At 58.6% G+C, this 23,918-nt stretch carries 21 protein-coding genes; 14 read left to right on the top strand and 7 right to left on the bottom strand.

All coding sequences use genetic code 11. The features are described 5' to 3' along the window. Positions 1 to 64 precede the first annotated feature (64 nt). Together AC6BYQ_RS00905 and AC6BYQ_RS00900 are read right to left on the bottom strand one after the other, a co-directional pair. Complete coding sequence (locus tag AC6BYQ_RS00905) at positions 65 to 505, bottom strand: GNAT family N-acetyltransferase (protein WP_154746236.1); 441 nt, start codon at positions 503 to 505, stop codon at positions 65 to 67. Between the two features lie 43 nt (positions 506 to 548). Further along, entirely contained in the window at positions 549 to 2,279 is a 1,731-nt protein-coding gene (locus AC6BYQ_RS00900) for an ABC-F family ATP-binding cassette domain-containing protein (RefSeq protein ID WP_498056119.1), read from the bottom strand. A gap of 450 nt (positions 2,280 to 2,729) precedes the next feature. On the opposite strand from AC6BYQ_RS00900, the gene AC6BYQ_RS00895 reads away from it, so the two are divergent. Then, positions 2,730 to 5,159 carry a DUF3772 domain-containing protein gene (locus AC6BYQ_RS00895; RefSeq protein WP_025159764.1) on the top strand — a complete coding sequence of 810 codons (2,430 nt, stop codon included), beginning with the start codon at positions 2,730 to 2,732 and terminating at the stop codon, positions 5,157 to 5,159. Positions 5,160 to 5,207: 48 nt separating this feature from the next. Here AC6BYQ_RS00895 and AC6BYQ_RS00890 read toward each other — a convergent pair whose 3' ends face one another. Continuing rightward, positions 5,208 to 5,375 (bottom strand): hypothetical protein, encoded by a 168-nt coding sequence (locus AC6BYQ_RS00890; protein WP_230328910.1) that lies wholly within the window; start codon positions 5,373 to 5,375, stop codon positions 5,208 to 5,210. A gap of 128 nt (positions 5,376 to 5,503) precedes the next feature. Here AC6BYQ_RS00890 and AC6BYQ_RS00885 point away from each other — a divergent pair, with 128 nt between their 5' ends. The 5 genes from AC6BYQ_RS00885 to AC6BYQ_RS00865 all read left to right on the top strand — a co-directional run bounded on the left by AC6BYQ_RS00885 (position 5,504) and on the right by AC6BYQ_RS00865 (position 9,389). Next, positions 5,504 to 6,325 carry an alpha/beta fold hydrolase gene (locus AC6BYQ_RS00885; protein ID WP_498056118.1) on the top strand — a complete coding sequence of 274 codons (822 nt, stop codon included), beginning with the start codon at positions 5,504 to 5,506 and terminating at the stop codon, positions 6,323 to 6,325. A gap of 367 nt (positions 6,326 to 6,692) precedes the next feature. Continuing rightward, a complete protein-coding gene (locus AC6BYQ_RS00880; protein WP_154746232.1) occupies positions 6,693 to 6,983 on the top strand; it encodes a hypothetical protein in 291 nt (96 codons plus the stop codon). Positions 6,984 to 7,083: 100 nt separating this feature from the next. Further along, the gene (locus AC6BYQ_RS00875) at positions 7,084 to 7,305 is read left to right on the top strand and encodes a hypothetical protein (protein ID WP_345790213.1); all 222 of its coding nucleotides are present in this window, start codon (positions 7,084 to 7,086) and stop codon (positions 7,303 to 7,305) included. Positions 7,306 to 7,355: 50 nt separating this feature from the next. Continuing rightward, entirely contained in the window at positions 7,356 to 8,627 is a 1,272-nt protein-coding gene (locus tag AC6BYQ_RS00870; RefSeq protein WP_498056117.1) for a TcdA/TcdB catalytic glycosyltransferase domain-containing protein, read from the top strand. 300 nt (positions 8,628 to 8,927) lie between these two features. Beyond that, positions 8,928 to 9,389, top strand: coding sequence for a GNAT family N-acetyltransferase (locus tag AC6BYQ_RS00865; RefSeq protein ID WP_019455417.1), 462 nt, complete (start codon positions 8,928 to 8,930; stop codon positions 9,387 to 9,389). A gap of 50 nt (positions 9,390 to 9,439) precedes the next feature. Here the strand turns inward: AC6BYQ_RS00865 and AC6BYQ_RS00860 are convergent, their stop codons facing one another. Further along, the gene (locus AC6BYQ_RS00860; RefSeq protein WP_498056116.1) at positions 9,440 to 11,578 is read right to left on the bottom strand and encodes a TonB-dependent siderophore receptor; all 2,139 of its coding nucleotides are present in this window, start codon (positions 11,576 to 11,578) and stop codon (positions 9,440 to 9,442) included. Between the two features lie 386 nt (positions 11,579 to 11,964). Here AC6BYQ_RS00860 and AC6BYQ_RS00855 point away from each other — a divergent pair, with 386 nt between their 5' ends. The 5 genes from AC6BYQ_RS00855 to dsdA all read left to right on the top strand — a co-directional run bounded on the left by AC6BYQ_RS00855 (position 11,965) and on the right by dsdA (position 16,508). Beyond that, positions 11,965 to 13,407, top strand: a complete 1,443-nt coding sequence (locus tag AC6BYQ_RS00855; RefSeq protein WP_498056115.1) for a GGDEF domain-containing protein — start codon at positions 11,965 to 11,967, stop codon at positions 13,405 to 13,407. Positions 13,408 to 13,510: 103 nt separating this feature from the next. Beyond that, a complete protein-coding gene (locus AC6BYQ_RS00850) occupies positions 13,511 to 13,861 on the top strand; it encodes a DUF1428 domain-containing protein (protein ID WP_063919504.1) in 351 nt (116 codons plus the stop codon). An 11-nt stretch (positions 13,862 to 13,872) separates the two neighbouring features. Continuing rightward, positions 13,873 to 14,346 (top strand): VOC family protein, encoded by a 474-nt coding sequence (locus AC6BYQ_RS00845; RefSeq protein WP_019455413.1) that lies wholly within the window; start codon positions 13,873 to 13,875, stop codon positions 14,344 to 14,346. Positions 14,347 to 14,372: 26 nt separating this feature from the next. After that, the gene (locus AC6BYQ_RS00840; RefSeq protein WP_498056114.1) at positions 14,373 to 15,062 is read left to right on the top strand and encodes a VIT1/CCC1 transporter family protein; all 690 of its coding nucleotides are present in this window, start codon (positions 14,373 to 14,375) and stop codon (positions 15,060 to 15,062) included. A 108-nt stretch (positions 15,063 to 15,170) separates the two neighbouring features. Beyond that, positions 15,171 to 16,508 carry a D-serine ammonia-lyase gene (gene dsdA / locus AC6BYQ_RS00835; protein WP_498056113.1) on the top strand — a complete coding sequence of 446 codons (1,338 nt, stop codon included), beginning with the start codon at positions 15,171 to 15,173 and terminating at the stop codon, positions 16,506 to 16,508. A 49-nt stretch (positions 16,509 to 16,557) separates the two neighbouring features. Here dsdA and AC6BYQ_RS00830 read toward each other — a convergent pair whose 3' ends face one another. The 3 genes from AC6BYQ_RS00830 to tet(41) all read right to left on the bottom strand — a co-directional run bounded on the left by AC6BYQ_RS00830 (position 16,558) and on the right by tet(41) (position 20,297). Then, positions 16,558 to 17,994 carry a 6-phospho-beta-glucosidase gene (locus tag AC6BYQ_RS00830; RefSeq protein ID WP_498056112.1) on the bottom strand — a complete coding sequence of 479 codons (1,437 nt, stop codon included), beginning with the start codon at positions 17,992 to 17,994 and terminating at the stop codon, positions 16,558 to 16,560. Positions 17,995 to 18,124: 130 nt separating this feature from the next. After that, the gene (locus AC6BYQ_RS00825; protein WP_063919502.1) at positions 18,125 to 18,859 is read right to left on the bottom strand and encodes a MurR/RpiR family transcriptional regulator; all 735 of its coding nucleotides are present in this window, start codon (positions 18,857 to 18,859) and stop codon (positions 18,125 to 18,127) included. A gap of 256 nt (positions 18,860 to 19,115) precedes the next feature. After that, positions 19,116 to 20,297, bottom strand: coding sequence for a tetracycline efflux MFS transporter Tet(41) (gene tet(41), locus AC6BYQ_RS00820; protein WP_498056111.1), 1,182 nt, complete (start codon positions 20,295 to 20,297; stop codon positions 19,116 to 19,118). Between the two features lie 64 nt (positions 20,298 to 20,361). On the opposite strand from tet(41), the gene tetR reads away from it, so the two are divergent. The 3 genes from tetR (at position 20,362) to AC6BYQ_RS00805 (ending at position 23,907) form a co-directional block, all read left to right on the top strand. Next, positions 20,362 to 21,003, top strand: coding sequence for a tetracycline resistance transcriptional repressor TetR (tetR, locus tag AC6BYQ_RS00815; RefSeq protein WP_019455407.1), 642 nt, complete (start codon positions 20,362 to 20,364; stop codon positions 21,001 to 21,003). Between the two features lie 175 nt (positions 21,004 to 21,178). Then, positions 21,179 to 21,652 carry a (2Fe-2S)-binding protein gene (locus tag AC6BYQ_RS00810; protein ID WP_019455406.1) on the top strand — a complete coding sequence of 158 codons (474 nt, stop codon included), beginning with the start codon at positions 21,179 to 21,181 and terminating at the stop codon, positions 21,650 to 21,652. After that, positions 21,649 to 23,907: a xanthine dehydrogenase family protein molybdopterin-binding subunit gene (locus AC6BYQ_RS00805; protein ID WP_498056110.1), complete on the top strand. Its 2,259-nt coding sequence runs from the start codon at positions 21,649 to 21,651 to the stop codon at positions 23,905 to 23,907. The genes AC6BYQ_RS00810 and AC6BYQ_RS00805 overlap by 4 nt, the downstream gene beginning before the upstream one ends. Positions 23,908 to 23,918: the final 11 nt, after the last annotated feature.

Here is a 23,918-nt window from a genome sequence, read left to right as displayed (position 1 = left end):
CAGGCTCGATAGCAAAGAACGAATCGACTTACCCTGTCATAAAAGGATGAAGTTAATGTGTCGCTCAGCCCGGCGGGTAATAAAAACCCAGCTGTGTCATGGCGTCGGCAGAGGAAAGCGGCGCCGTTGTGGCCCCGGTTGGTATCACCGCTCGCCAAAACGCCAGCCCGCGGGGGTTATCTTGGCCGACCGACAGCGACCAGCCACCCGGATGCTGCGCAAACAAGGCGCGAGCGGCCTGTTGCCCAATTCCGGCGCGCCGCCAGGCGGGCCGGATGTAAAACTCGGCCATTTCGACGCTGGCGCTATCCAGGCGCCTGACCAGCGCAAAACCGGCCGTTTGCCGATCGCTCAAGATCAAATAAGGGTAGCGGCCGGCTTCACGCCAGTAGAGCGGCAGATAGGGGTAAGCCTCGTCGGCGCCCAGCTCGCGCAGGCAGTCAAGCAGCATGGCCGCCAACAGCGGCTGCTGCGCGCACGAGGCCGCTTCAAGTGCAAATGACATGTTGCTCTCCTTAAAAACAGGCCGCCGAGGCGGCCTGTCAGGGTCAGCCCAGCTGCAGCCGGGCGGTGAGGTCGGCAATCTCGCGGCGCCAGCGCGCCTGAAGCGCCGGTTTCTGGTGCTTCGGTTTACGCGCCAGGTCAGCCTCCAGCTTGCTTTCGAGGGCAAACAGGGCGGTCAACAGCGCTTCTTCGCCTTCCAGCCGCGCGTCTGGCGCCGGCGCGTTTGCGTTGGCCTCGTCCGCCGTCGGCAGCGCCGGCGTTTCGCCCGCCAGGCGCTGGTACACCGGCGCCAGATCGTGCCACTCCGTCAGTTTTTGCTGGTCGATCAGCCAAAAACGGTTGCAGCTCTGTTCAATCAGCATCCGGTCGTGGGTGACCAGCATGACGGCGCCGGGGAACTGGCGCAGCGTTTCCGCCAGCTCCTCTTTGCCCGCCATATCCAGATGGTTGGTGGGCTCATCCAGCAACAGCAGCGAATGGTTGGCCAACGTCAGGCCGACGAACAGCAACCGCGAACGCTCGCCGCCGCTCAGCGAACGGATCTGCTGAGAGTGGCGCAGGTAAGGGAAACCGGCGCCGATCAGCGCCATTTTTCGCTGCTCCTCGGTCAACGGCGCAAACTGCGCCAGCGCGTCGCTCAACGTGTCCTCATCGCGCAACTGCTGCAGGCTTTGATCGTAATAACCGATGCGCACCCGCGGGTGGAACAGCGCCGGGCGCTGCGTTTGTTGCTGATACTCGCGCCACAGCAGACGCAGCAGCGACGATTTGCCGCAGCCGTTGCGCCCGACGATGGCGATGCGATCGCCGCTTTTCACCCGCAGGTGTTCCAGGCTGAACAGCACCGGCGCATCCGGCGCCGGACGCACCGCCCAGTGTGGCAGCGCCAGCAGGCGATCGGCGTCCAGCGCTTCTCCCTGCAGGCGCAGCCGCCACGGGCTGCCGGCGGTCAGGGTAGTCTGTTCTTCCTTCAACCGATCGACGCGCTTCTCCATTTGCTTGGCCTTGCGCGCCAGATCTTCGTTGTCGTAGACCTTGCCCCAGACCGCCAGCCGTTTGGCGCTTTTCTCTACCCGTTCGATCTCCTTTTGCTCGGCCTGGCGACGGTGCTCGTCCGCGGCATCCTGTTCTGCCAACGCAGCGCGCGCAGCGGAGCAGGGTAAGCGGAAGAACTGCAGCGTTTTGTCGCGCAGGATCCAGGTGCAGTTGGTCACCTGGTCGAGCAGATAGCGGTCGTGCGACACCAGCACGAAACTGCCGTTCCAGTTACGCAAGAACTGTTCCAGCCACAGTAACGTGGGCAGATCCAGGTGGTTGCTGGGTTCGTCGAGCAGCAGCAAATCGGGCTGGCGGATCAGCGCGCGGGCCAACAGCAGCCGGGTATGTTGGCCGCCGCTGAGGGTGCCGGCGTTCAACGTCCAGCTCGTTGGTTCAAACCCCATCTCGGCCAGCAGCGCTTCGCAGCGCCAGCGTTCGCTGAGGTGCTGGCTCGCAGGCAACCGGGCCAGAACCGCGTCCAGCAGGGTGCTGGCGTGCAGCTCAGGCGGCAGGTGCTGCTCGATGCGCGCCATCAAGCATTGGTGTGACAATGTCACCGTTCCGCTGTGTGCGGGCAGGGCACCGCTGAGGATTTGCAGCAGGGTACTTTTGCCGCAGCCGTTATCGCCGATCAAACCGATGCGATCGCCTTTTTTCAGGCTGAAGGAAATCTCGCTCAGCAGGGCGCCGAACGCGTTGTCGTAACCGACAGATTGTGCAGACAGTAATGTGCTCATTGCTTACTCAAGAGTTACAGGCATGACAATGCCTATCGTCAAACATCGCTGACGACAACCCGGTAAGCCGGAGGGAAGATCCTGGATTTTAGTAAGCTTCGCTCAAGCTGGGTTATCGCAGCACGATACCGGTAATGCTTGAGCGGCGACGATTACCAAAGAAGTGTGAGTGAAAAACCAATTCACACGTCAGCATAGTAAGTCTCCTTTTATTGGTTGCAGGTTAATCGGTGGCTGGAGTATAGAGCGCTTTGCGCCGCGCCGCCAGTGTAAAAGCGCCCGAATAATCAGCAGGCTAATGACCTCCGGGGCGCATGGCACACAATGGGAATAATTACTGTATTTCGGCCGACATGAAGCAGCTATTATAATTAGCGTTTATGGTTAAGCGACGGTTCATCCGCCGCCTGTTGGTCTGTCTATCAGATAATGATGCTGAGCACTGAATTTATGTTAAAGCCTCGCCCGTTCCTGCTGTTGTTGTTATTGCTGCTGGGTTTGCAGCTCACGCCGCTCGGCGCCGTCGCCGCCACCCAGGATGATCCCGCCGCCGAAAGCGCGCCCGATCCCGCCACGCAGCTGAAAGCCGCGCAAAAGCAGCTCGACAGCATGAAGCAGCTGGTTTCCAAAGCCACTACCGACACCCAGCTCAGCAAGCTGCGGTTGGCGACCGACGATCTGGTCGCCGGCATGGACAAACTGTCTACCGATCTGCAGCCGCTGCAGGAAAAGCTGCAGGCGCAGCTGGACGTTCTGGGGCCGGCACCGGTCGCTGGCGCGCTGCCGGAAACCCCAGCGGTCGCCCAGCAGCGCAATGCGCTGAACAACAGCAAGAAACAGCTCGACGATGCGGTAAAGCGCGCGCAGGCCATCAAGACCAGCGCATTCGACCTGGGGCAACAGATCAGCGATCTGCGCCGGGTAGCGTTTAAAACCCAACTGGCGCTGAATACCGGCAGTATTCTGGGCATCAAGTTCTGGGCGCCGGTGGTGCAGCCGTCAGCGGATGACGTGCAGCGGCTGGATCAGTTCAACACCGAGATGAAAGCGGCCTGGGACGCCAGCTGGCAGGAGGAGTGGCGTTACGGCACGCTGGCGCTGTTGGCGCTGGCGGTGATTGTCTGGTCCTGGGGACGTTATTTCTCCGAGCGTTTCCTTGCCTGGGTCAGCATTCGCTTCTTGCCTGACGGACGCCTGCGCCGCAGCTTCATGGCTATCGTCACCGTGGCGGTGACGGTGTTCACCACCTCGATCGCGTTAAACCTGCTGTATTACGTCTTCGTTCGCGTACAACCGCTGCCGGTGATGCTTGAAGATTTCGCCGAAGGCTTTAACCGTTTGGGGATCTTCTGCGCGATGATCGCCGGGCTGGGGCGCGCGGCGCTGTCGCTGAATCGTCCGTCGTGGCGTCTGGCTTCCATGGATAACGAAGTGGCCGCCGGGCTGCGCTACTTCTCGCCGCTGCTGGCCGGCCTGGCGCTGGCGTTCGGCACCGTAGAGCTGATCAACAACGTCGTCAGCGCCTCATTGGCCACCACCATCTTCGGCAACGGTCTGGTGGCGGGGCTGATCGGCATGGTGCTGCTGGCGGCGCCGCTGCGCGGCCAGCGCATTCGCCGCCGTCTGGAACAGCAGGGCGCGCACCTGGAAAAACGCACGCTGGTCGGCGGGCTGGTGCATATCGTCACCCTGGTGTGCTCGGTGGTGATCCTGTTTTCACTGCTGATCGGCTACATCGCCTTCGCTCGCTTCCTGACCTACCAGCTGATTTGGGTAGTGTTGGTGCTGATGGCGTTCTACTTCATGGTGTTGTTCGCCACCGACTTTTGCGCCGCGCTGTTTTCGCCGCAGACCGTCAGCGGCAAGATGCTGAAGAAAACGCTCAGCTTCAAGGATCGCCACCTGGAGCAGATGTCGATCATCACCACCGCGCTGGCCAAATGTTCACTGCTGCTGTTGATGATCGTCGCGTTGTTCAACGGCTCGTTCGGCAGCACCACGCCGGGTACGCTGATGGAGAAAATCGTCTCCATCCTGACCGGCGAAGGGTTGCAGCGTTTCAACATCGTGCCCGGCAACCTGCTCAACGCGGTGATCTGCCTGGCGATCGGCATCTACATTCTGCGCGCGGTACGGCGCTGGTTGGGTTCTGAACTGCTGCCGAAGACCATCTCGGACGTCGGCATTCGCGCCTCGCTGGTGACGCTGTTCAGCAATATCGGCTATGTGCTGGTGATTCTGATCACCCTGGCGGCGCTGGGCATTCAGTGGAGCAACCTGGCGTGGATCGTCAGCGCCCTGTCGGTCGGTATCGGTTTCGGCTTGCAGGAGATCGTGAAGAACTTTATTTCCGGCCTGATCCTGCTGACCGAACGCCCGGTGAAGGTGGGGGATATGATCGGCATCGGCGGCGTGGAGGGCGACGTGCGTCGCATCAACGTGCGCGCCACCGAGATTCAGCTCAGCGACCGCTCCACCATGATCGTGCCCAACTCGCAGCTGATTTCGCAGAACGTGCGCAACGCCACCATGGGCAATGCGCAAGGGGTGGTGACCATCGCGCTGACGTTCCCGACCTCTATCGACCCGGAACAGGTGCGCAATATCTTGCTCAGCGCCTATAACGAGTATGAAACCATTCTGGAGACGCCGGCGCCTTATGTGCGCTTCAGTCAGTTGGGGCCGGACGGCATTATCCTGAGCGTGACCGGCTACGTGCCGAGCCCGCGCATGGTCGGCGCCACCAAGAGCGAACTGCTGTTCAACATCCTCAAGCTGCTGCGCGCCCAGGAAGTGAGCCTGTCCAGCCCGCAGGAGGTGGTATTCATGAAGCAGCAGGCGACGCGATATCAGGCGAACGAAGAGGAGCACTCTTCGTAGTTCAACGTTAAGGCGGCGGGCCGTTCAGCGACGGCCCGCCGAACGCGGTTAATACATTGACGGCTCAACCGATTGCGAGCAGTCGCTGTTGGCGCCGGAGTTACTGCAGGTGTAGGGTTCATTCGGCGACGCCGGCGGCGCATTCGACGGGCCACCGCCGCCGCCGATACAACCGCTCAACATCAGCATCAAGAACACCAGCGTTATCTTTTTCATCTCACCGTCCTCCATTGCGATTCCTGATTTAAGTATATGTCGGGAAAGCGAACGGCACCGCTTTACGGTGCGATCTATACTCCTCTGATGCCGTTTCGCCGCACCACGTCGACGAACGAGGGGGAAAAATGCCAACCGACGACGATTTAACGCGTTTTGCCGCGCAAGGCGCGCCGGCATTGCCGCCCGGTGCCCGACAGGGGGATATCGAGCATGACGGCGCGCGTATCTGGTATGCCGCCTATGGCACCGAACCGACGGTGATCCTGTTGCACGGCGGCCTGGGCCACAGCGGCAACTGGGGCTATCAACTGCCGACGCTGTTGGCTGCCGGCTATAACGTGCTGGTCATCGACAGCCGCGGCCACGGGCGCAGCACGCGCGACGCACGGCCGTATCGTTACGATCGGATGGCCGATGACCTGTTGGCGGCGATGACGGCGCTGCGCATCCCGCGTGCCGCGTTGGTGGGCTGGAGCGACGGTGCCTGCGTCGCGCTCATCGCTGCCCACCGGGCACCCGAGCGGGTGGCCGGCGTTTTTTTCTTCGGCTGCAATATGGACGCCAGCGGGGTTAAACCGCCGTCGTCCAGCCCGATCGTCGAACGTTGCTTTGCGCGCCATGCGCAAGACTATGCCGCCTTGTCACCGACGCCGGAAGATTTCGCTCCCTTCGTCGCCGCCGTAAGTCTGATGATGAGCAGCCAGCCGAACTATACCGCGCAGGATCTGGCGGCTATTCGCGTGCCGGTGACGGTGGTGCACAGCGAACACGATGAGTTTATCCGCGCCGAACATGCCGTCTACCTGAGCCACAGCATCCCCGGCGCTCGCCTGGTGACGCTGCCGGGCGTCAGTCACTTCGCGCCCCTGCAGCGGCCGACTCTGTTCAACCGCGCGCTGCTGGATTTTCTCGCTGGTGCCTGTGTTTTCGGTAATAGTGGCAAGTGAAGAGCGATCGCATAGGAAATAAACCATTCTAGCCAATCGCTGATTTCCATTTTAATGATATTTTTCGATTGATTCTGCGGCGTTTGTAACTGTGGTTAAATGTGATAAAAATTAATAAAATATTCAACGAATCAATTAGTGGAATATTAAAGCATTCAATGAGTGCTAGGGGGAACTATTCTTGGTGTCGATGATTATTTACTCCTGAAAATGAACGTTGGATTAATTTCCTATAGCGGTGTGAAAATCCATGTGACAAGCATCATAATTTAATGACATTTAATTTTTTTTGCTGGTCGTACAGGGATAGTATGAAATTCAACCATTTTTGATGGTTGCAAACCTGAACAATTCAAGGAGAGAGTTCATGAAAAAAATTTTAAGTAGCCAACTCGATGCCGTATCTGGTGGGTGGCAGGACCGTGACGGTAGTGGGAAAAGATCGTCTGATAACGGTGGCTATGGTTCTACAAATAGTGGCAACAATAACGGAGGTGATCGTGGGCTTCAATCATTCTTGTCACAAAATAGCCCGTATGGAAGTGGTTCTGGTGCTAACGGCTTCTGGGGAAATGGTAATTCAATGGCTGCAGGAAATGGTTACGGCGGAAATGGTACTGGGCCGAGAGAGAGCAGAGAGTCAGGTACTAAGCGCTAATTAATAGATATAATCTTGGCACAGAAGTAAAATTCTGTGCTTTATAGGTGGCATGATGAATAGGTATATTGTCTTTATAAAAAGTGACAAGACAATAGTTATGACAAAGGAAATGGTCACACAAAAAGTTATTAAGGATATGAAGCAACAGGGATTCAGAAGGCATCATGTTGAAGTAGATGCTGAAAACGAAAGCGATGCGATTATCAAACTAAATAAAAGCAGTAATGATTACTTGGATTCACTGAGGGATTTTTCAGGCAATCTATTATTTTGCTCTGTTTGCATTATTATTATGGCCATAGTCTATCTTTTCAGTTAACTAATAAGATAATCAAATGGTATTATAACTAACTTTGCATGGAGGCCTAAATGATAGCGTTGAAAATGAAGTTGTCAACGATAGATAAATCATTAGTTCCAAATGTCCTGCATTTTTTATGGATTGGTGATTTAAATGAAGTAAAAGCGCATTACATTGAAATATGGCAAAAAACAAACAAAGATAAGGATGTGTTTTTTTGGTGCGACAGCGATTCTTCACTGTGCAAACTTCTCAATACTGCCATAATTGACTTCGTCAACACAAAAAGAGTTAAAGATAAGTTAGAGCTTGAATTGGAAATAAAAAATTCTGCTTTTAATTATATATACCCAAAGATAAAAGAAGGGTTTACATTTGATGACCTGGTTATTGAATTCTTAGACAAGAATAAAATTCCCTATCAGAGGATGGAGAAAAAAATCAAATGTTCATGGTTCGAAAAACGAGGCGTTATAAAAAAGAACATAGCGGATATTTTCTGTGCTGACCTTGATGATTTTATGAAATATTATTATTACGAAATCATATTGAGATGTAATCTTGCTAGTGCAAGCGACATTGTTAGGCTTTTAATTATCTATCAATATGGAGGAGTGTATATAGACATTGATACACTCCCATGTACTAATGATATATATTGCAGCCTTAATAAATATATAGAAAAAGAAAGAATCATAGAGAGTGATTCATTTCTTCTGTTTAAAACAAAATTAATTTTAAACAAGATTGGCTTAGATGGTATTTTGACTAAAGATGCGGTTGATTTCGATGCACAAGAGTTGAGTGTGGATGCTGACAGATTTGAAACAATAAATAGACTCATCAGACAAGATATTTCTAATTTTTCTTTAGATATGATCCCATCATTAGGGAATATGTATGTTTATAAGAATCTGCTCGCTCTGGGCACACTCAAGAGATTAAAGGGCGTCTATTTTAATAACTTCATGTCATCTCATAAAAGATCAAAGGCGATAAAAATAATCCTTATGGTCATGAAGAAAAGATATCGATTCTTAGAAAGAAATGACTGTATATTCAGTTGTTATACCGGTGGTGAAGCAGAGCTTTATCTGAGCAGGCTTCTAACGTGGAGAACTGAATTAATAACAAAAAATTATTGTGTAACTTCGGCTTTGACTGGGCCAGGATTGATTGTAGAGGTTTTATTGGGGCTGGCTTATGATATATTCAAAATTGAAAGTTCAGTAGAACCTTCCTACATCGCGGAATATATGCAGAACCCTGCTCATGGAATTGCATTACTTCAACACAATATAGATACTCCTGATGGAATTTATTCCGCATGGCGGAAATAATAAAATTGCATGGTAAAGTACGTTGTGTTTTGCATGTTATTTTCAAATGACGGATACTGATGATGTTTTGTCAAGAAACGTTCGACAGTCAGAAAATGAAATAGCGTGGCTGGGCATTGCTGTTGTTCGGCATTTGACGCTACATATTTTCTGAATGGGTGGTGCCCATTGCCGCGGATGCACCGATTGCGAGTATGTACGGCTCCGGCCGCAGACCTCAATGTGGCGCCGTGGCCTGCGCGTTGACGTTTGCTGTTCTATGCTGGAGGCGGGCATTTTTACATCATCGCAGAGGACATCATGAGCGAAAGCATCGTGGTCAGATCGCTGGAACAACGGGATTACGCCGCCTGGCTGGCGCTGTGGCAGGGGTATAACGCCTTTTACGGCCGGGAGGGGGCAACGGCGTTGCCGGACGAGGTGACGCAAACCACCTGGCGGCGTTTTTTCGACGCCTACGAGCCGATGTTCGCGCTGGTCGCCGAGCATCAGGGGCAGGTGGTTGGATTAACGCACTATCTGCTGCACCGCAGCACCATTCAGCTGCAGCCCAACTGCTATCTACAGGATCTGTTCACCGCAGAGGCGGTGCGCGGTAAAGGGGTGGCGAGGGCGCTGATCGCGGCGGTTTACGAGCGTGCGCAGCAGCTGGGGTTGCCGCGCGTCTATTGGAATACCCATGAAACCAACCAGACGGCGATGCTGCTGTATGACAAGGTGGCGGATCGTCCCGGATTTGTGATGTATCGCAAGGCGCTTTGACACCCGGTGAAATGAATACGGGCGCCAAACGGCGCCCGACAATCGGCAGGTTAAAAATCGACCGTCGCCTGCAGGCTCAGGCTGCGCGGTTCCCCCTCAATCACGCGTAAATTGCCGGCGCTGGAGGCATAATATTCGCGGTTGAACAGGTTTTTCACATTCAGCTTCAGCTGAGTATGTTTCCCCAACAGTTTGCTGTCCCAGGCGACAAACGCATCCGCCACGGTATAGGCCGGCATGGTGAAGCTGTTCTCCGGATCGCCGGCGCGGCGGCCGACGTAGCGTGCGCCGCCGCCAACGCGCACCTCGCCGGGCACCACCGGCAACGTCATGCGGTGGCTGAGGTACAGGCCGCCCATGTTGGTCGGGGCGTTGACCAGCCGATTGCCGACGTTGGCCGGGTTGAGATTGTCTTCAACGATTTCGGTCTTGTCGTAGCTGTAGTTGGCGGTGAGATCCCAGTTGCGCGCCACTTCGCCGTTCAACTCCAGTTCGACGCCGGTGGAGCGCGCTTTGGGAATGCTGCGGGTCACGCCGTTGATAAAGATCGACATATTGCTTTCATCGATGCGATAGAGCGCCAGCGTGGCGTCAAACGCCGGGGTGACTTGCCATTTGCCGCCCACTTCATAAGTGGTGCCGGTTTCCGGCGTGGCGACGTTGCCATTGTCGTCGATGGCGGTGGATGGCGTGAAGGAACGGCTGTAGTTGCCGTACAGCGACAGGCTCGGCGTCAACTTAAACACCAGTCCCGCCTGCGGCAAAAACTGGTCATATTTGTCATTGAGCGTATTTTTCGGCTGCCGGAAACCGTTGCTGTTGTTCTGATAATACGACTGATAGCGCGCGCCCAGCACCGCGATCCAGCGCTCGGTGAGATGGATGCTGTCCTTGGCGTACAGAGAACGGCTGAACAGCGTGGCGCGTAGATTGCTCGCCGCGTCGCTGTAGGTCGTACTGTCAGTGACAGGCGTTTCGCCATAGGTCGGATCGTACATGTTGAAGGTCTTCGACACCTTGCCGCGATAGGAATACGCCTTATAGGTCTGGTTTTTCTCGTAGTCCACGCCCAGCAGCAGGTCATGCTGCATGCCGAATACCTCCGGCGAGCCGGTCAGATCCCACGAGTAGTAGTGGGTCTGGTGATTAAAGCCTCGGTTGGCGTCGGCGCGGCGCGAAACGATGCCGGTCGTGGTGTCGACGGCGGTGGCGCGCACTTCGTTACTGTCGTAACGGCGCTGCAGCCACGCGTAGTTGACACGGGTGGTCCAGATCGGGTCCAGCGCGTATTCATAATGGGCGCTCAGGCGTTTGTTTTTGCCCCAGGCGCGGTTGGCGTAATCATCAAGCCGGCGGTTGTAGGGCACATCGACCGGTTTACCGTCGATAAATGCGGTGCCGCGATCGTAAGGAATGTCGTACTTATATTCGCTGTAGGCGATGTTAAAGGAGGCTTTGTCGCCGAACCAACTGAGCGAGGGGGCGAGCAGCGTGTGTTCGTCGCTGCCGAAGTTGCGCCAGTAATCCGCGTGCTGACGTTCGGCGATCAGGCGAAAGGCGAAGCCGCCGCCCAGCGGGCCGGTGACATCGACACTGTCGCTGCCGCCGCCAAAGCTGTTGGTGGCGCCGCTGATGCGGGTGTTCCAGTCATACTGCGGTTTTTTACCGATCAGATTGATGATGCCGCCAGGGCTGAGGATACCGTAAAGCAGTGAAGCGGAGCCTTTCAGCACCTCGACGCGTTCGGTGGTGGCGTCCATGCTCAACCCCTGGTTGCTGCGTACGCCGTCGATGAACACCGAACCGTCGGAGTTGACCCCAAAACCGCGTTTGACAAAGCCGTCCTCGGTGCCGCCGAGTGTGTTGCCCTGGGTGACGCCGCTGACGAACTTCATCGCGTCATTGACGCTTTTGACCTGGAAGTCGTCAATCACCTGAGAGGTGACAACGCTGATCGATTGCGGCACCTCGGCGATCGGCGCTGCGGTTTTGCTGCCGGTCGAAGCGGTATCGGCGCTATAGCTGCCGGCAGGCAGCGGGGCGGCGGTTACTGTGATGGACTCCTCCGATTTAGCGTCGGTCACGGCGGCGATCGTCAGGGCGGGAAACAGGCCGGCAAACAGGGGCAGCGTACGCAGAATGGGATTTTTTTTGCTTTTGTAGGGGTGGCGAAGAACTGACTGGCGCATATCATTCCATGGTAAAATAATAAATAGTAACGATTATCATTATAATTATCATTTGATGAAATTAGATAGAGGAAGTTGGCGCCCTTCGCGCATTGCAAGATTTTATTTTGCCATCAGTGAAAAGCATGGCGGTTTTGCCGGTATAAATTCGCCGGATTGGCCACAAAGATCGAGGTGACGGCAGCGTTTCGGCAGTTTCTGCGTCTGGTAGCTGGTTGCCGTCAATATATTGATACACAAATATATTTTCCCTTGATGAATAAACAGATGCCCGCGCTGGCAAAACTGGCAATAATAGCCGGGTCGGCCGTGTGTGTTCTCCTTGTTCGACGGTTGTGACGCGAAAAGACTGTCACTTTACGCTAGCGAAAGTCTCTGGATCCAAGATGCAAACCATCCCGTTGTCCGATACCCGTAAAATCTGGCCCGCGACCCTCATCTTTTTGCTGGTGTTTGCGCTGTGCCTGCTGGGTATCGTGAGCCGTCCCGGCAGCTTTCTGGCGATATTCTGGCCGGTAAACGCCGTGCTGCTGGCCGTTTTGGTGCGCCGCCCGCAGTGGGCCACCTGCGCCGGCTGGGGCATGGCGGTGCTGGGCTATCTGGCGGCGGACCTGTTGACCGGCAGTTCGCTGGAAAAGGCGCTGCTGTTGAATGCCGCCAATCTTTCCGGCGTGGTGGCAGGGTATTGGCTGTTCATGCGGCTGTCGGCACCGGCGCGCATGTTGCAGCGCGGCGCCTCCAGCATGTATCTGTTCGGCATCTGCCTGGCCGCCGCTGCCGTCACCGGCGTGGCGGGCGCCGTCGCCTCTCAGTGGCTGTTCGGCAGACCCTATTTGACCTCCCTGGCGCTGTGGTTCTCGTCCGAATTCACCAATTACGTCACGCTGATGCCGTTCATTCTGGTGTTTCCCATCGATTGGCGACATCGCCTGCGCGCGGCTTGCGCCATGCTGATGCAGCGCAGCCAATGGCCGCAGGCGGGGCAAAAACTTGCGGTGTTGGCGCTGCTGGCGCTGGCGGCGGTTTGCAGCGTGCTGATCGGCGGGCCCGGCGCGGTGATCTTTCCAATGCCGGTGCTGCTGTGGCTGGCGATGTCCTTTTCACTGTTCAGCACCATGATCGCGGTGCTGGTTTACGTGCTGTGGTGCCATCTGGCGATCGATTTCGGGCTGTTGAGCACGACGCTCGATATGAAGGTGTTGCAGAACGCGGTGTCGATGCGTTTGGGCATTGCGCTGTTGGCGCTGGGGCCGATCGCCGTCGCCAGCATGAACTATGCGCGCAATGCGCTGTTGCGCACCCTGGAGCATGTGGCGAATCACGACGCCTTGACGCATGTGTTGACGCGCAATGCGTTTATGCAGCGCGGCGAACGGGTGATTGACCAAAAAGGCGAGCTGGTTTGCGTCATGATGCTCGATATCGACTATTTCAAATCGATTAATGACCGTTTCGGCCACGCCGGCGGCGATCAGGCGCTGATGGCTTTTACCCGCGCGATCGCCGCCGATCTGAGCGTCAATGATCTGTTTGGCCGCATGGGTGGCGAAGAGTTTGCCATCGTCTCGACGCTCGGCCAGCCTCAGCAGGGATTGCAGCTGGCCGAACGGCTGCGGCAACGCATCGAAGCGGAGTCGATCACCATGCCGGCCGGCCATCCGCTGCAGATCACCGTCAGCATCGGCATGGTGACCTGTACGGGCGGTTCCGGCCATAGCCTGGCGGATCTGCTGAAACTGGCGGATCTGGCGGTATACAAAGCAAAAAATGCCGGCCGCAACCGGGTCGCCACGCCTGAGTCTTACCCGCCGCCGGCCCCCGGCCGCTAACTTGCGATCCGCGCAGCGCCCCCGCCGTCTAAACTGGTAGGGGGTGCAGGCAACTCCGCCTGCGTTAAACCGACTGTCCTTAAACAGACAAGAGGATGCCAGGATGAAATACATCGACGGGTTTGTGGTGGCGGTGCCGGCCGCCAACAAGGAGGCGTATCACCGGTTGGCGGCTGCAACGGTGCCATTGTTCAAAGAGTTTGGCGCCACGCGCATCGTGGAGTGTTGGGGTGATGATGTGCCCGACGGCAAACTGACCGACTTTCGCGGCGCGGTGAAGGCGCAGGAAGGCGAAGTGGTGGTGTTCAGCTGGATCGAGTATCCCTCCAAGGCGGTGCGCGACGCCGCCAACGAGAAAATGATGAGCGATCCGCGCATGAAGGCGCTGGGCGAGATGCCGTTTGACGGCAAGCGCATGATCTTTGGCGGGTTCGCGCCAATCCTTGATGAGTGAAGGAGGCGCAGATGGCCAGAATTACGCAACATCTGTGGTTTGAAAAAGACATGGAGGCGGCGCTGAACTGCTATGTCGCGCTGATTCCCGGTTCGTCCGTGAACTGGTTTTCCGATCTGCCGGCGGATACGCCGAGCGGCCCGGCCGGCAGCGTGAAGCTGGCCTCCTTCACCCTGGGCGACCAGCGCTACGCGGCGATCGAAGCCGGGCCGCTGGATCCGTTCAACCACAGTTTCTCCGTGATGGTGGAGTGCGACGATCAGGCGGAGGTCGACCGGCTGTGGGATACGCTGAGCGAAGGCGGCGAGGCGGAGCAGTGCGGTTGGTTGCGCGATCGTTGGGGGCTGTGCTGGCAGATTGTGCCGCGGCGTCTGACGGAGTTGATGAACGACCCTGACGCCGCCCGCGTGCGGCGGGTGACGGAAGCGATGCTATTGATGGGCAAAATCGACATCGCCGGCCTGGAAGCGGCAGCGCGAGACTAGCGGCAAGATCGAGAAGGAGAGAGCGGATGCACCGAGAGCGGCACAGTATTGAGCGCATCGGCTGGCTGCGGGCGGCGGTGCTCGGCGCCAACGACGGCATTGTCTCAACGGCCAGCCTGCTGCTGGGCGTGGCGGCGGCCAGCGCCTCGCATTCCGCGTTGATGATCGCCGGCGTCGCCGGGTGGGTGGCGGGCGCGATGTCGATGGCCACCGGCGAGTATGTGTCGGTATCGTCGCAGGCGGATACCGAAAAGGCTGCCCTGGCTGAGGAGCAGGCGGAGCTGCTTGAAGACTACCCGGGGGAGTTTCGTGAACTGACGTCAATCTACGTGCATCGCGGCCTGGATCCGGCGCTGGCCCGGCAGGTAGCGGAAAAGCTGATGGCGCACGATGCGCTGGAGGCGCATGCGCGCGACGAGCTGGGCATTTCCTCCGCCACGCGCGCCCGGCCGCTGCAGGCGGCGTTAGCGTCGGCGCTGAGTTTCTCCCTCGGCGCGCTGTTGCCGCTACTGGTGGCGCTGTGGGCGCCGCTCGACTGGACGCGGCCGGCGCTGGTGGTCTCGGCGCTGATTTCCCTCGGCGTGCTCGGCGGCATCGCCGCAAAAACCGGCGGTGCGCCGATCTTGCCGGGCATCGCGCGCATCCTCATCTGGAGCGCCCTGGCGATGGCGGTCTCCTCCGGCGTCGGCATGTTGTTTGGCGTCGCCGCCGGCTAGCGCCGGGTTTGCATCAATCTGTTGCATCTCAAGCGCAGAATTTATCATTTGTCAGCCGCCGGCGTTCGCGGCATGGTGACGGCAATGCCAACTCAGTCAGGGACACTTATGCACCAATCACAGATTCAACCGTGGATCGCGCAGCATCCGCTGCTGCAACGCATGGTTGCTCTTGAGCCGATCACTTGGTTCAATCCGCGTGCGACCACGCTGGCCGCAGGGCTGCCTCATGTCGGGCTGAGCGCCGCCGACGTGGCCGAAGCCGAGCAGCGCCTGGCGCGCTTTGCGCCATATCTCGCCGCGGCCTTCCCGGAAACCCAGCCCACTGGTGGGATCATCGAATCCGAACTGGTGGCGATCCCCGCCATGCAGCAGGCGCTGGATCGCCGCTACGGGCAAACTCTGGGTGGGAAACTGCTGTTGAAAAAGGACAGCCATCTGCCGATCTCCGGTTCAATCAAGGCGCGCGGCGGCATCTATGAAGTGCTGACGCACGCGGAGAAGCTGGCGCTGGAGGCGGGGCTGCTGCAGACCGGTGATGACTACGCCCGGTTGTTTTCCGACGAGTTCCGTCAGTTCTTCAGCCAATACCGTATCGCCGTCGGATCGACGGGCAATCTGGGATTATCCATCGGCATCATCAGCGCCCGCCTGGGATTTGACGTCAGCGTGCACATGTCGGCGGATGCGCGGGCGTGGAAGAAGCAGAAGCTGCGCGACAACGGCGTGACGGTGGTGGAATACGCCGAAGATTACGGCGTGGCGGTGGAGCAGGGCCGCAAACAGGCGGCGAACGATCCGCGTTGTTTCTTTATCGACGATGAAAACTCGCAAACCCTGTTCCTCGGTTATGCGGTGGCCGGCGGCCGCCTGAAGCGGCAGTTCGCCGAACAGGGCATCGTGGTGGACGCGCAGCATCCGCTGTTCGTTTATCTGCCGTGCGGCGTCGGCGGCGGGCCGGGCGGCGTGGCGTTTGGCCTCAAGCTGGCGTTCGGCGATCACGTTCACTGCGTTTTCGCCGAGCCGACCCATTCGCCCTGCATGCTGCTCGGGGTCTACAGCGGGCTGCATGACGGGATTGCGGTGCAAGATCTCGGCATCGACAACCGCACAGCGGCGGACGGATTGGCGGTGGGGCGCGCCTCCGGCTTTGTCGGCCGGGCGATGGAACGCCTGCTGAGCGCGTTTTACACCCTGAGCGACGAGGAGATGTTCGCGTTGCTCGGGTTGTTGGATCGGCACGAACATATCCAGCTGGAGCCGTCTGCGCTGGCCGGCATGGCCGGGCCGTGGCGCATGGCGGCCAATGCGCAACCGCTGAGCGGGCAAGGCGTGAGCGCGGAGAGTTTGGCGCAGGCGACGCATCTGGTGTGGGCGACCGGCGGCGGCATGGTGCCGCCGGTGGAAATGGCGAAGTACCTCACCGCCGGGCAGACGGCGGAATAAGGCGCAATAAAAAAGGGGCGAACATCGCCCCTGATCGTCTGCCGCGCAGTTACAGCTGTTCGCCGTTGCTGGCGATGACCCGGCGGTACCAGTCGAAGCTCTTCTTGCGCGAGCGCTCAAGCGTACCGGTGCCGTCGTCGTGTTTATCGACGTAGATAAAGCCGTAGCGTTTGCTGTACTCACCGGTGGTGAACGACACGCAGTCGATGCAGCCCCAAGGGGTGTAGCCGATCAGATCCACGCCGTCTTCAATCACCGCTTTCTTCATCTCTTCGATATGAGCACGCAGATAGTCGATGCGATAGTCATCGTTGATCTGGCCGTCCGCTTCCACCTTGTCGAAGGCGCCGAAGCCGTTTTCCACGATAAACAGCGGCTTCTGGTAGCGTTCATACAATACGTTCAGCGAGTAGCGCAGCCCGACCGGATCGATCTGCCAACCCCAGTCGGAAGCCTTGACGTGCGGGTTCGGCACGTTGCCCGGGAAACCGAACATGCCGTCGCTGCCTTCCATCGCGTTGGCCTGCAGCGCGTTGCTCATGTAATAGCTGAAGCCGATGTAGTCGGTGCAGCCCTCGCGCAGGATCTGGGCGTCCTGCGGCTGCATCTCGATCTTCAGCCCTTTGCGTTCCCAGTCGCGCAGCAGATAGCTTGGGTAGTAGCCGCGCATCTGCACGTCGGTGTACAGATAGCGCTGGTGCATCGCCTCCACGGCGTACATCACGTCGTCCGGCTTGCAGGAATAAGGGTAGAACGGCACGCAGGCCAGCATGCAGCCGATCTTGAACTCCGGGTTGATCTGATGGCCGAGTTTGACCACCTGCGCGCTGGCAACGAACTGGTGGTGCAACACCTGGTACAGCGCCTGCTCCGGATTGTCTTCCTGGGTGTAATCCACGCCGGAACAGCAGTAGCCGAACAGCGGGTAGCGGTAGTTGCTCTGGTTGTTGATCTCGTTGAAGGTCATCCAGTACTTCACCTTCTCGCGGTAGCGGCGCATCACCACTTCGCTAAAGCGCACGAAGAACTCCACCACCCGGCGGTTTTTCCAGCCGCCGTAGGTTTTCACCAAATGGTAAGGCATTTCGAAGTGGGACAGGGTGATCACCGGCTGGATACCGTATTTCAGCAGCTCATCGAACAGATCGTCGTAAAACTGCAGGCCGGCTTCATTCGGTGCCGTTTCGTCGCCGTTCGGAAAGATGCGCGTCCAGGCGATCGAGGTGCGGAAGCATTTGAACCCCATCTCGGCGAACAGCGCCACGTCTTGTTTGTAGCGGCCATAGAAGTCCACCGCTTCATGATTGGGGTAACGGTAGCCATCGAGCACCCCGTCGGTCATCACGCGATCGACGCCGTGCGAACCGCCGGACAGCACGTCGGCGATGCTTGGGCCTTTGCCGCCCCGATCCCAACCGCCTTCAACCTGGTGCGCGGCGACCGCGCCCCCCCACAGAAAATCCTTCGGCAACTGTTTCATCGTCAATGTCTCATCGGTTTATTTAATGAAGGGTAATCACGCTGCGTTGAGAATAGAGTACCAATACCGAAAGAAATGTCACGATATAACAAATCACCGTGAAAAGTGACTTGTCACAATAAAAAAACAGCCTGTTTTATTTTGCCGAATTAATATGCCCGAGCCGTTTACCGATGGTTTCAATAATGTAAAGCACGGGGATCTGCGTGGTAATATTATGATGGCCGCCGATCAAATGCTGCGGAACGTGGTAAGAGAGGTTGAAGTCCGCCAGCCGCGCCAGTGAAGAGGTTTCGTTGTTGGTGATGCTGATGATTTTGCAGTGGTGCAGGCTGAACTGGCTCGCCAACCGCAGGATCTCTTCGGTCTCGCCGGAGACCGACAGCATGATCGCCACCGCGTTTTTATACATATCGCTGTTGACCGGATAATAAGGATCGTCGATATGGGTGCTGAATTTCCCGACGTTGGAGAAGAAACGTGCGCCATATTTCCCCAATGCGCCTGACGTACTGATGCCGACGAAAATAATTCGCTCGGCGGCGGCGATATGCTGCACCGCCTGATCGATCAGCTGATTAAACTCTTCGTTGCTGACGCTTTTAAAAAAGCTGAGGATTTCGCCGATGCCGGAATCGATCGGCGGCGCGTCGCTTTGCTCGAGGTACAGTTTGAAACGGATGCGAAATTCCGAATAGCCGTCACAGCCCATTTTTTTGCAAAACCGCAGCACGGTGGTGGTGGACACGCCGGCGGCCTCCGCCAGCTCGCGGATGGTCATGTACATCACCTGATTTTTGTGTTTGCTGACGTAGTTATAAACCATCAGCTCCAGGGCGTTGAGCTCGGCGATTGCTTTATGGGTGAACATGAGTCGGTCCGGCGGCTGAAAACGGGAAGCTTATCTGCAGGTTAACATAGCAAAATTCACCGCCGCTGGCACTGCCGAACCAAAAGAAAAGCCGCACCAGTCAGGGGCGGCCCAGAGTTCACGACGAACAAATTAAAGCAAAACGTTCCGGAAGACATGCCATGAAAACGCGTTTCATTACACAGTTCAGCATAGGTCAGCTTATTCCGGCGGCAAAATGCCGGTTTTTGCTTTCCAAAGCTAAAGATTGGCAAAGTTACGGCGCCATATCCCTGGCGCGCGAACGTGCCAGCAGCGGCGGGGTCAGCAGATACAGGGCGGCGGCCAGCGCCCAGACCAGGCCGGGCCAGACATCGCGCGTGGCGGCGTACAGCGCCGTCGCTACCAGCGGCCCGGCGACGCCGATCAGGCTGCCCATGCTGGACAGCGTCCCCTGCAACTCGCCCTGATGATCGTCGTCCACCTTGTGCGCCATCAGCGCCTGCAGCGCGGGTAACGCCATGCCGCCCGCTGCAAACAACGGCAGCAGGACGAACGGCGCCCAGCCGCGCGTGGCGATCGACAGCAGCAGCATGCCCAGCGCGTCGGCGGCCAGGCCGATCAGCAGCGCCTTGCGCTCGCCGAGCCGTGCGACCAGCGGGCCGACGGCAAAGGCCTGCGACAGCGCGTGGCAGGCGCCGTAACCGGCCAGCGACAGGCCCGCCAACATCATGCTCCAGCCGAAGCGATCCTGACCGTATAAAATCCACAGCGTAGCCGGCGCCTGAGAGGCCAGCGCCATGATCAGGTAAATGCCGGCCAGCGGCAGCAGGCCCGGCTTGCCGTGCAATCGCCGCAATGAAGAAAAGGGATTAAGCCGGATTTTCTCGGCGGTGCGGCAGCTGGGTTTACGCGATTCGGGCAACAGGAAAAACGCCAACGCCAGGTTGATGGCGTTCATCACCGCCGCCGCCAGGAAGGGGGCATGCAGATGCCATTCGCCCAGTGAGCCGCCGAGCAGCGGGCCGACGATAAAGCCGACGCCGAATACGGCACCCACCAGGCCGAAACGCCGCGCGCGTTGGCCGGCAGGGGTAATATCGGTGACATAGGCGGTGGCGACCGCCATGTTGGCGCCGGTGATGCCCGCCAGCAACCGGCCCAGATAGAGCCAGGCCAGCGTCGGCGCGAACGCCATCAGCAGGTAGTCGGCCGCCGCGCCGGCGAGCGAAATCAACAGCACCGGGCGCCGGCCGAAACGATCGCTCAGCGCGCCGAGGATTGGTGAAAACAGGAATTGCATCAACGCATAGGCCGCCAACAGAGCGCCGTAATGCACGCTGCCGGCATCGAGACCGCCCAGCGAGCGCAACAGCGCCGGCAGGATAGGCATGATCAGACCGATGCCCACCGCATCCAGCAGCACCGTCAACAAAATAACCAGCATAGGTTTTTTCAAAATCGTGACTCTAACAGTGATAGAGTAATGAGTATTCCACAGTTACCCTATCAGTGATAGAGAGATGAGCGAAAAAAATACCGCGGCGCGTTTAACGCGCGAAACCGTGCTGCGCGGGGCGCTGGAGCTGCTGAATGACATCGGCATCGACGCCCTGAGCACCCGCCGTCTGGCGCAACATCTGGGCGTACAATCGCCCACGCTTTATTGGCATTTCAAGAACAAGGCCGAGCTGCTGAAGGCGATGGCGGAAACCATCATGCTGGATCACCGTGAAGAGATGCCCGCTGACATGCCCTGGCGAGCCTGGGTCACCGCCAACGCGGTCAACTTTCGCCGCGCGTTGCTGGCTTACCGCGACGGTGCGCGCCTGCATGCCGGCACCCGTCCGCAGGAACCGCAGTTCGCGATCATCGAGGCCAAGGTGGCGCTGTTGTGCCGGGCGGGATTTACGCCGGAACGCGCGGTTAACCTGCTGTTCGCCGTTGGCCGCTTCGTGGTGGGCTGGGTGCTGGAAGAACAGCAAATGCAGCCTGACGACGCGCTGAACGAGGCCGACCGTCGGCGTTACCCGCTGCTGTGCGAAGGCTGGGAAGGATTGCAGGAGAAGGGCGCAGACAGGCTGTTCGAGGCGGGCGTCAGGCTGCTGGTCGACGGTGCCGAAGCCGGATTGACGAACGACAATAATCACGGCGGGCAACCATAAAACCGGGCTTATCTATAGGAAATTTATAGAAAATACCCACTTTTCGTTAAAGCCGTTACGGCTACATTCCCTTAACATTATCAGGTCTTTTGACGATAATGATAAATATCTTGCCTAGCTACTGATGGCAACGAGGTTACGGAGTAAATCCGTTAATTTGAGGGATAGTTTCACCATGGAAATCAATGTTAACGGCCGAGTGGTTCCACTCGGCGACGTCTCGCCCGACACGCCGCTGCTGTACGTGTTACGCAACGATCTGCAATTGAACGGCCCCAAATACGGCTGCGGCCTGGGGGAGTGCGGCGCCTGCACGGTGCTGCTCAACGGCGTCGCCGCACGTTCTTGCTCAATGCCGCTGTCCGCGGTAGGCAACCAATCGGTCACCACGCTGGAGGGCCTGGGAACATCGGAAGCGCTGCATCCGGTGCAGCAGGGATTTATCGATGAGCAGGCGGCGCAATGCGGCTACTGCGCCAACGGCATGATCATGACGCTGGTCGCGCTGTTCGAACGTGAACCCGAGGCGGACGAACAGGCAGTCAAGAAAGAGCTGGCCTATAACCTGTGCCGCTGCGGCACCCATCTTGAGATTTTGCGCGCCGCCGAACGCGCTCGCGAACTGCTGGCAGCGCGGAGGCAAGCATGAGCCGTCTCGAACTGACCCGCCGACAGCTGCTACAGGCCGGCGGTGTGGTGATGGTCAGCAGCCTGCTGCCCGCATCGTTTAACGCCTTCGCCGCCGAACCCGCCTCAACGCCCGCCGATCTTCCGCTGGACAGGGTGGACAGCTTTATCAGCCTCACCGCCGACGGGCGGGTGACGGCATTCAACGGCCACGTCGATCTGGGCACCGGCATTCGCACCGCGCTGGCGCAGATCGTCGCCGATGAAATCTGCGTGCCGTTCGAGCAAGTGACGATGATCCTTGGCGATACGCAACGCACGCCGGATCAGGGGCCGACCATCGCCAGCGCCACCATTCAGGTGACGTCGGTGCCGCTGCGGCAGGCGGCGGCGCAGGTGCGCCACATGCTGACGGCGCTGGCGGCCAAGGCTTTCGAACTGCCGGCCGAACAGTTGACGGCGGCGGCCGGCCACGTGTTTGTGACGCAACAGCCGGGGCGTTCGTTGAGCTATGCGCAACTGGCGAGCGGGCAGAATCTGCACGTCGCGTTGGATAAGAATGTTCAGCTGAACAGCGAACAACAGAACCGTTATGTCGGCCGCGCCGTCGCCCGGGTCGATATTCCGGCCAAAGTGAGCGGCGCGCTGACCTATGTGCACGATCTGCGCCTGCCCGGCATGTTGCATGGCCGGGTGGTGCGCCCACCTTATGTGGGCGCAGACAGCAGCGCGCCGCTGGGCGGCGGCCTGTTGTCAGTGGATGAAAGGTCGATCTCGCACCTGCCGGGCATCGTGAAACTGGTGGTGATCAACGATTTCATCGGCATCGTGGCCGAGCGCGAAGAGCAGGCGATCGCCGCCATGCGCCAGCTGAAAACCGAATGGAAATCCTGGGCCGGGTTGCCGGATCTGTCGCCTGAAGCGCTGCCCGCCGCGCTGGAGGCCAATCCGAAAAACGACCGCGTGTTGCGCGACGATGCGGGCACGGACGCCGCGCTGGCGGCACTGCATACCGAAGTGCGGGCAGACTATGTCTGGCCCTACCATCAGCACGCCTCGATCGGCCCTTCCTGCGCGGTCGCCGACGTTAAAGACGGGCGGGCGCAGGTGTGGTCCGGCACGCAAAATCCTCACGATCTGCGCAAAGACATCGCCAGGCTGCTCGAGCTGCCGTCCGAGCAGGTGCACATCACCCGCATGGAGGCCTCCGGTTGCTATGGCCGCAACTGCGCCGATGACGTTTCGGCGGACGCGGCCCTGCTGGCGCGGGCGACCGGTCGCCCGGTGCGGGTACAGCTGATGCGTGAACAGGAGTCCGGCTGGGAGCCGAAGGGCACCGGCCAGCTGATCCGGGTACGCGGCGGTCTGGACGCGCAAAACCGGGTGGCGGCCTACGAGCTGAAAACCAGCTATCCCTCCAACAACGCCGTGACCCTGCCGCTGGTGTTAACCGGCAAAGTGGCCAACCGGGCCGATGTGCAGCAAATGGGCGATCGCACCGCCATTCCGCAATACGACTACCCGCACATGCGGGTGATTTGTCAGGACGCTGCGCCGATCGTACGGGCGTCGTGGATGCGAGGCGTATCGGCCTTGCCCAACGTGTTCGCTCACGAATCCTGGATCGACGAGCTGGCCTGGCGCGCCGGCGAGGATCCGATCGCCTTCCGCCTGCGTTATCTGAACGATCCGCGCGCGGTGGCTCTGATCGAGGCCCTGAAGCGGCAGGCGAACTGGCAAGACGGCCCGGCGCACCGGTCGCGCGCCGCCGGCGCCGAAGTGGTGAGCGGCCGCGGCTTCGCCTATGCGCGCTATTTCCACAGTAAATTCCCTGGCTTTGGCGCCGCCTGGGCGGCCTGGGTGTGCGATCTTCGCGTCAATCGCCTTTCCGGGCAGATCACGCTCGATAAAATCTTCGTGGCGCACGACTGCGGTCGCATGATCAACCCGGCCGGGGTGCGCCATCAAGTGCATGGCAACATCATCCAGTCTGCCAGCCGGGTGTTGAAAGAGTTCGTGACCTTCAACGAGACGGGCGTGACGTCATTGGACTGGGGAGGGTATCCCATCCTGCGCTTTGACGAACTGCCGCAGATCGATATCCAACTGATCGACCGTCCGGACGAAGCGCCGATGGGCGCCGGAGAGTCTGCCTCGGTGCCGAGTGCGGCGGCGATTGGCAACGCACTGTTTGACGCGCTCGGCGTGCGCCTGCGCGAGGTGCCGTTCACGCCGGCACGCGTACTGGCCGCGCTGCGTGCTCAGGCCGGTCACTAAACCCCGTCACG

The sequence above is a fragment of the Serratia sp. LTN-2 genome (genome assembly GCF_059740205.1).
The sequence above is the reverse complement of the archived record's forward strand: the minus strand, read 5'-3'. Positions and strand labels throughout refer to the sequence as shown.

Bases quoted from the DNA above. Each gene is read 5' to 3' on its own strand.
- AC6BYQ_RS00880 (WP_154746232.1), top strand. From the start codon at position 6,693: ATGAAAAAAATTTTAAGTAGCCAACTCGATGCCGTATCTGGTGGGTGG.
- AC6BYQ_RS00895 (WP_025159764.1), top strand. From the start codon at position 2,730: ATGTTAAAGCCTCGCCCGTTCCTGCTGTTGTTGTTATTGCTGCTGGGT.
- AC6BYQ_RS00905 (WP_154746236.1), bottom strand. From the start codon at position 505: ATGTCATTTGCACTTGAAGCGGCCTCGTGCGCGCAGCAGCCGCTGTTG.
- AC6BYQ_RS00810 (WP_019455406.1), top strand. From the start codon at position 21,179: ATGGAAATCAATGTTAACGGCCGAGTGGTTCCACTCGGCGACGTCTCG.
- AC6BYQ_RS00840 (WP_498056114.1), top strand. From the start codon at position 14,373: ATGCACCGAGAGCGGCACAGTATTGAGCGCATCGGCTGGCTGCGGGCG.
- AC6BYQ_RS00850 (WP_063919504.1), top strand. From the start codon at position 13,511: ATGAAATACATCGACGGGTTTGTGGTGGCGGTGCCGGCCGCCAACAAG.
- AC6BYQ_RS00845 (WP_019455413.1), top strand. From the start codon at position 13,873: ATGGCCAGAATTACGCAACATCTGTGGTTTGAAAAAGACATGGAGGCG.
- AC6BYQ_RS00865 (WP_019455417.1), top strand. From the start codon at position 8,928: ATGAGCGAAAGCATCGTGGTCAGATCGCTGGAACAACGGGATTACGCC.
- AC6BYQ_RS00825 (WP_063919502.1), bottom strand. From the start codon at position 18,859: ATGTTCACCCATAAAGCAATCGCCGAGCTCAACGCCCTGGAGCTGATG.
- dsdA (WP_498056113.1), top strand. From the start codon at position 15,171: ATGCACCAATCACAGATTCAACCGTGGATCGCGCAGCATCCGCTGCTG.
- AC6BYQ_RS00885 (WP_498056118.1), top strand. From the start codon at position 5,504: ATGCCAACCGACGACGATTTAACGCGTTTTGCCGCGCAAGGCGCGCCG.
- AC6BYQ_RS00870 (WP_498056117.1), top strand. From the start codon at position 7,356: ATGATAGCGTTGAAAATGAAGTTGTCAACGATAGATAAATCATTAGTT.
- AC6BYQ_RS00805 (WP_498056110.1), top strand. From the start codon at position 21,649: ATGAGCCGTCTCGAACTGACCCGCCGACAGCTGCTACAGGCCGGCGGT.
- AC6BYQ_RS00890 (WP_230328910.1), bottom strand. From the start codon at position 5,375: ATGAAAAAGATAACGCTGGTGTTCTTGATGCTGATGTTGAGCGGTTGT.
- AC6BYQ_RS00860 (WP_498056116.1), bottom strand. From the start codon at position 11,578: ATGCGCCAGTCAGTTCTTCGCCACCCCTACAAAAGCAAAAAAAATCCC.
- AC6BYQ_RS00855 (WP_498056115.1), top strand. From the start codon at position 11,965: ATGCAAACCATCCCGTTGTCCGATACCCGTAAAATCTGGCCCGCGACC.
- tetR (WP_019455407.1), top strand. From the start codon at position 20,362: ATGAGCGAAAAAAATACCGCGGCGCGTTTAACGCGCGAAACCGTGCTG.
- AC6BYQ_RS00875 (WP_345790213.1), top strand. From the start codon at position 7,084: ATGACAAAGGAAATGGTCACACAAAAAGTTATTAAGGATATGAAGCAA.
- AC6BYQ_RS00900 (WP_498056119.1), bottom strand. From the start codon at position 2,279: ATGAGCACATTACTGTCTGCACAATCTGTCGGTTACGACAACGCGTTC.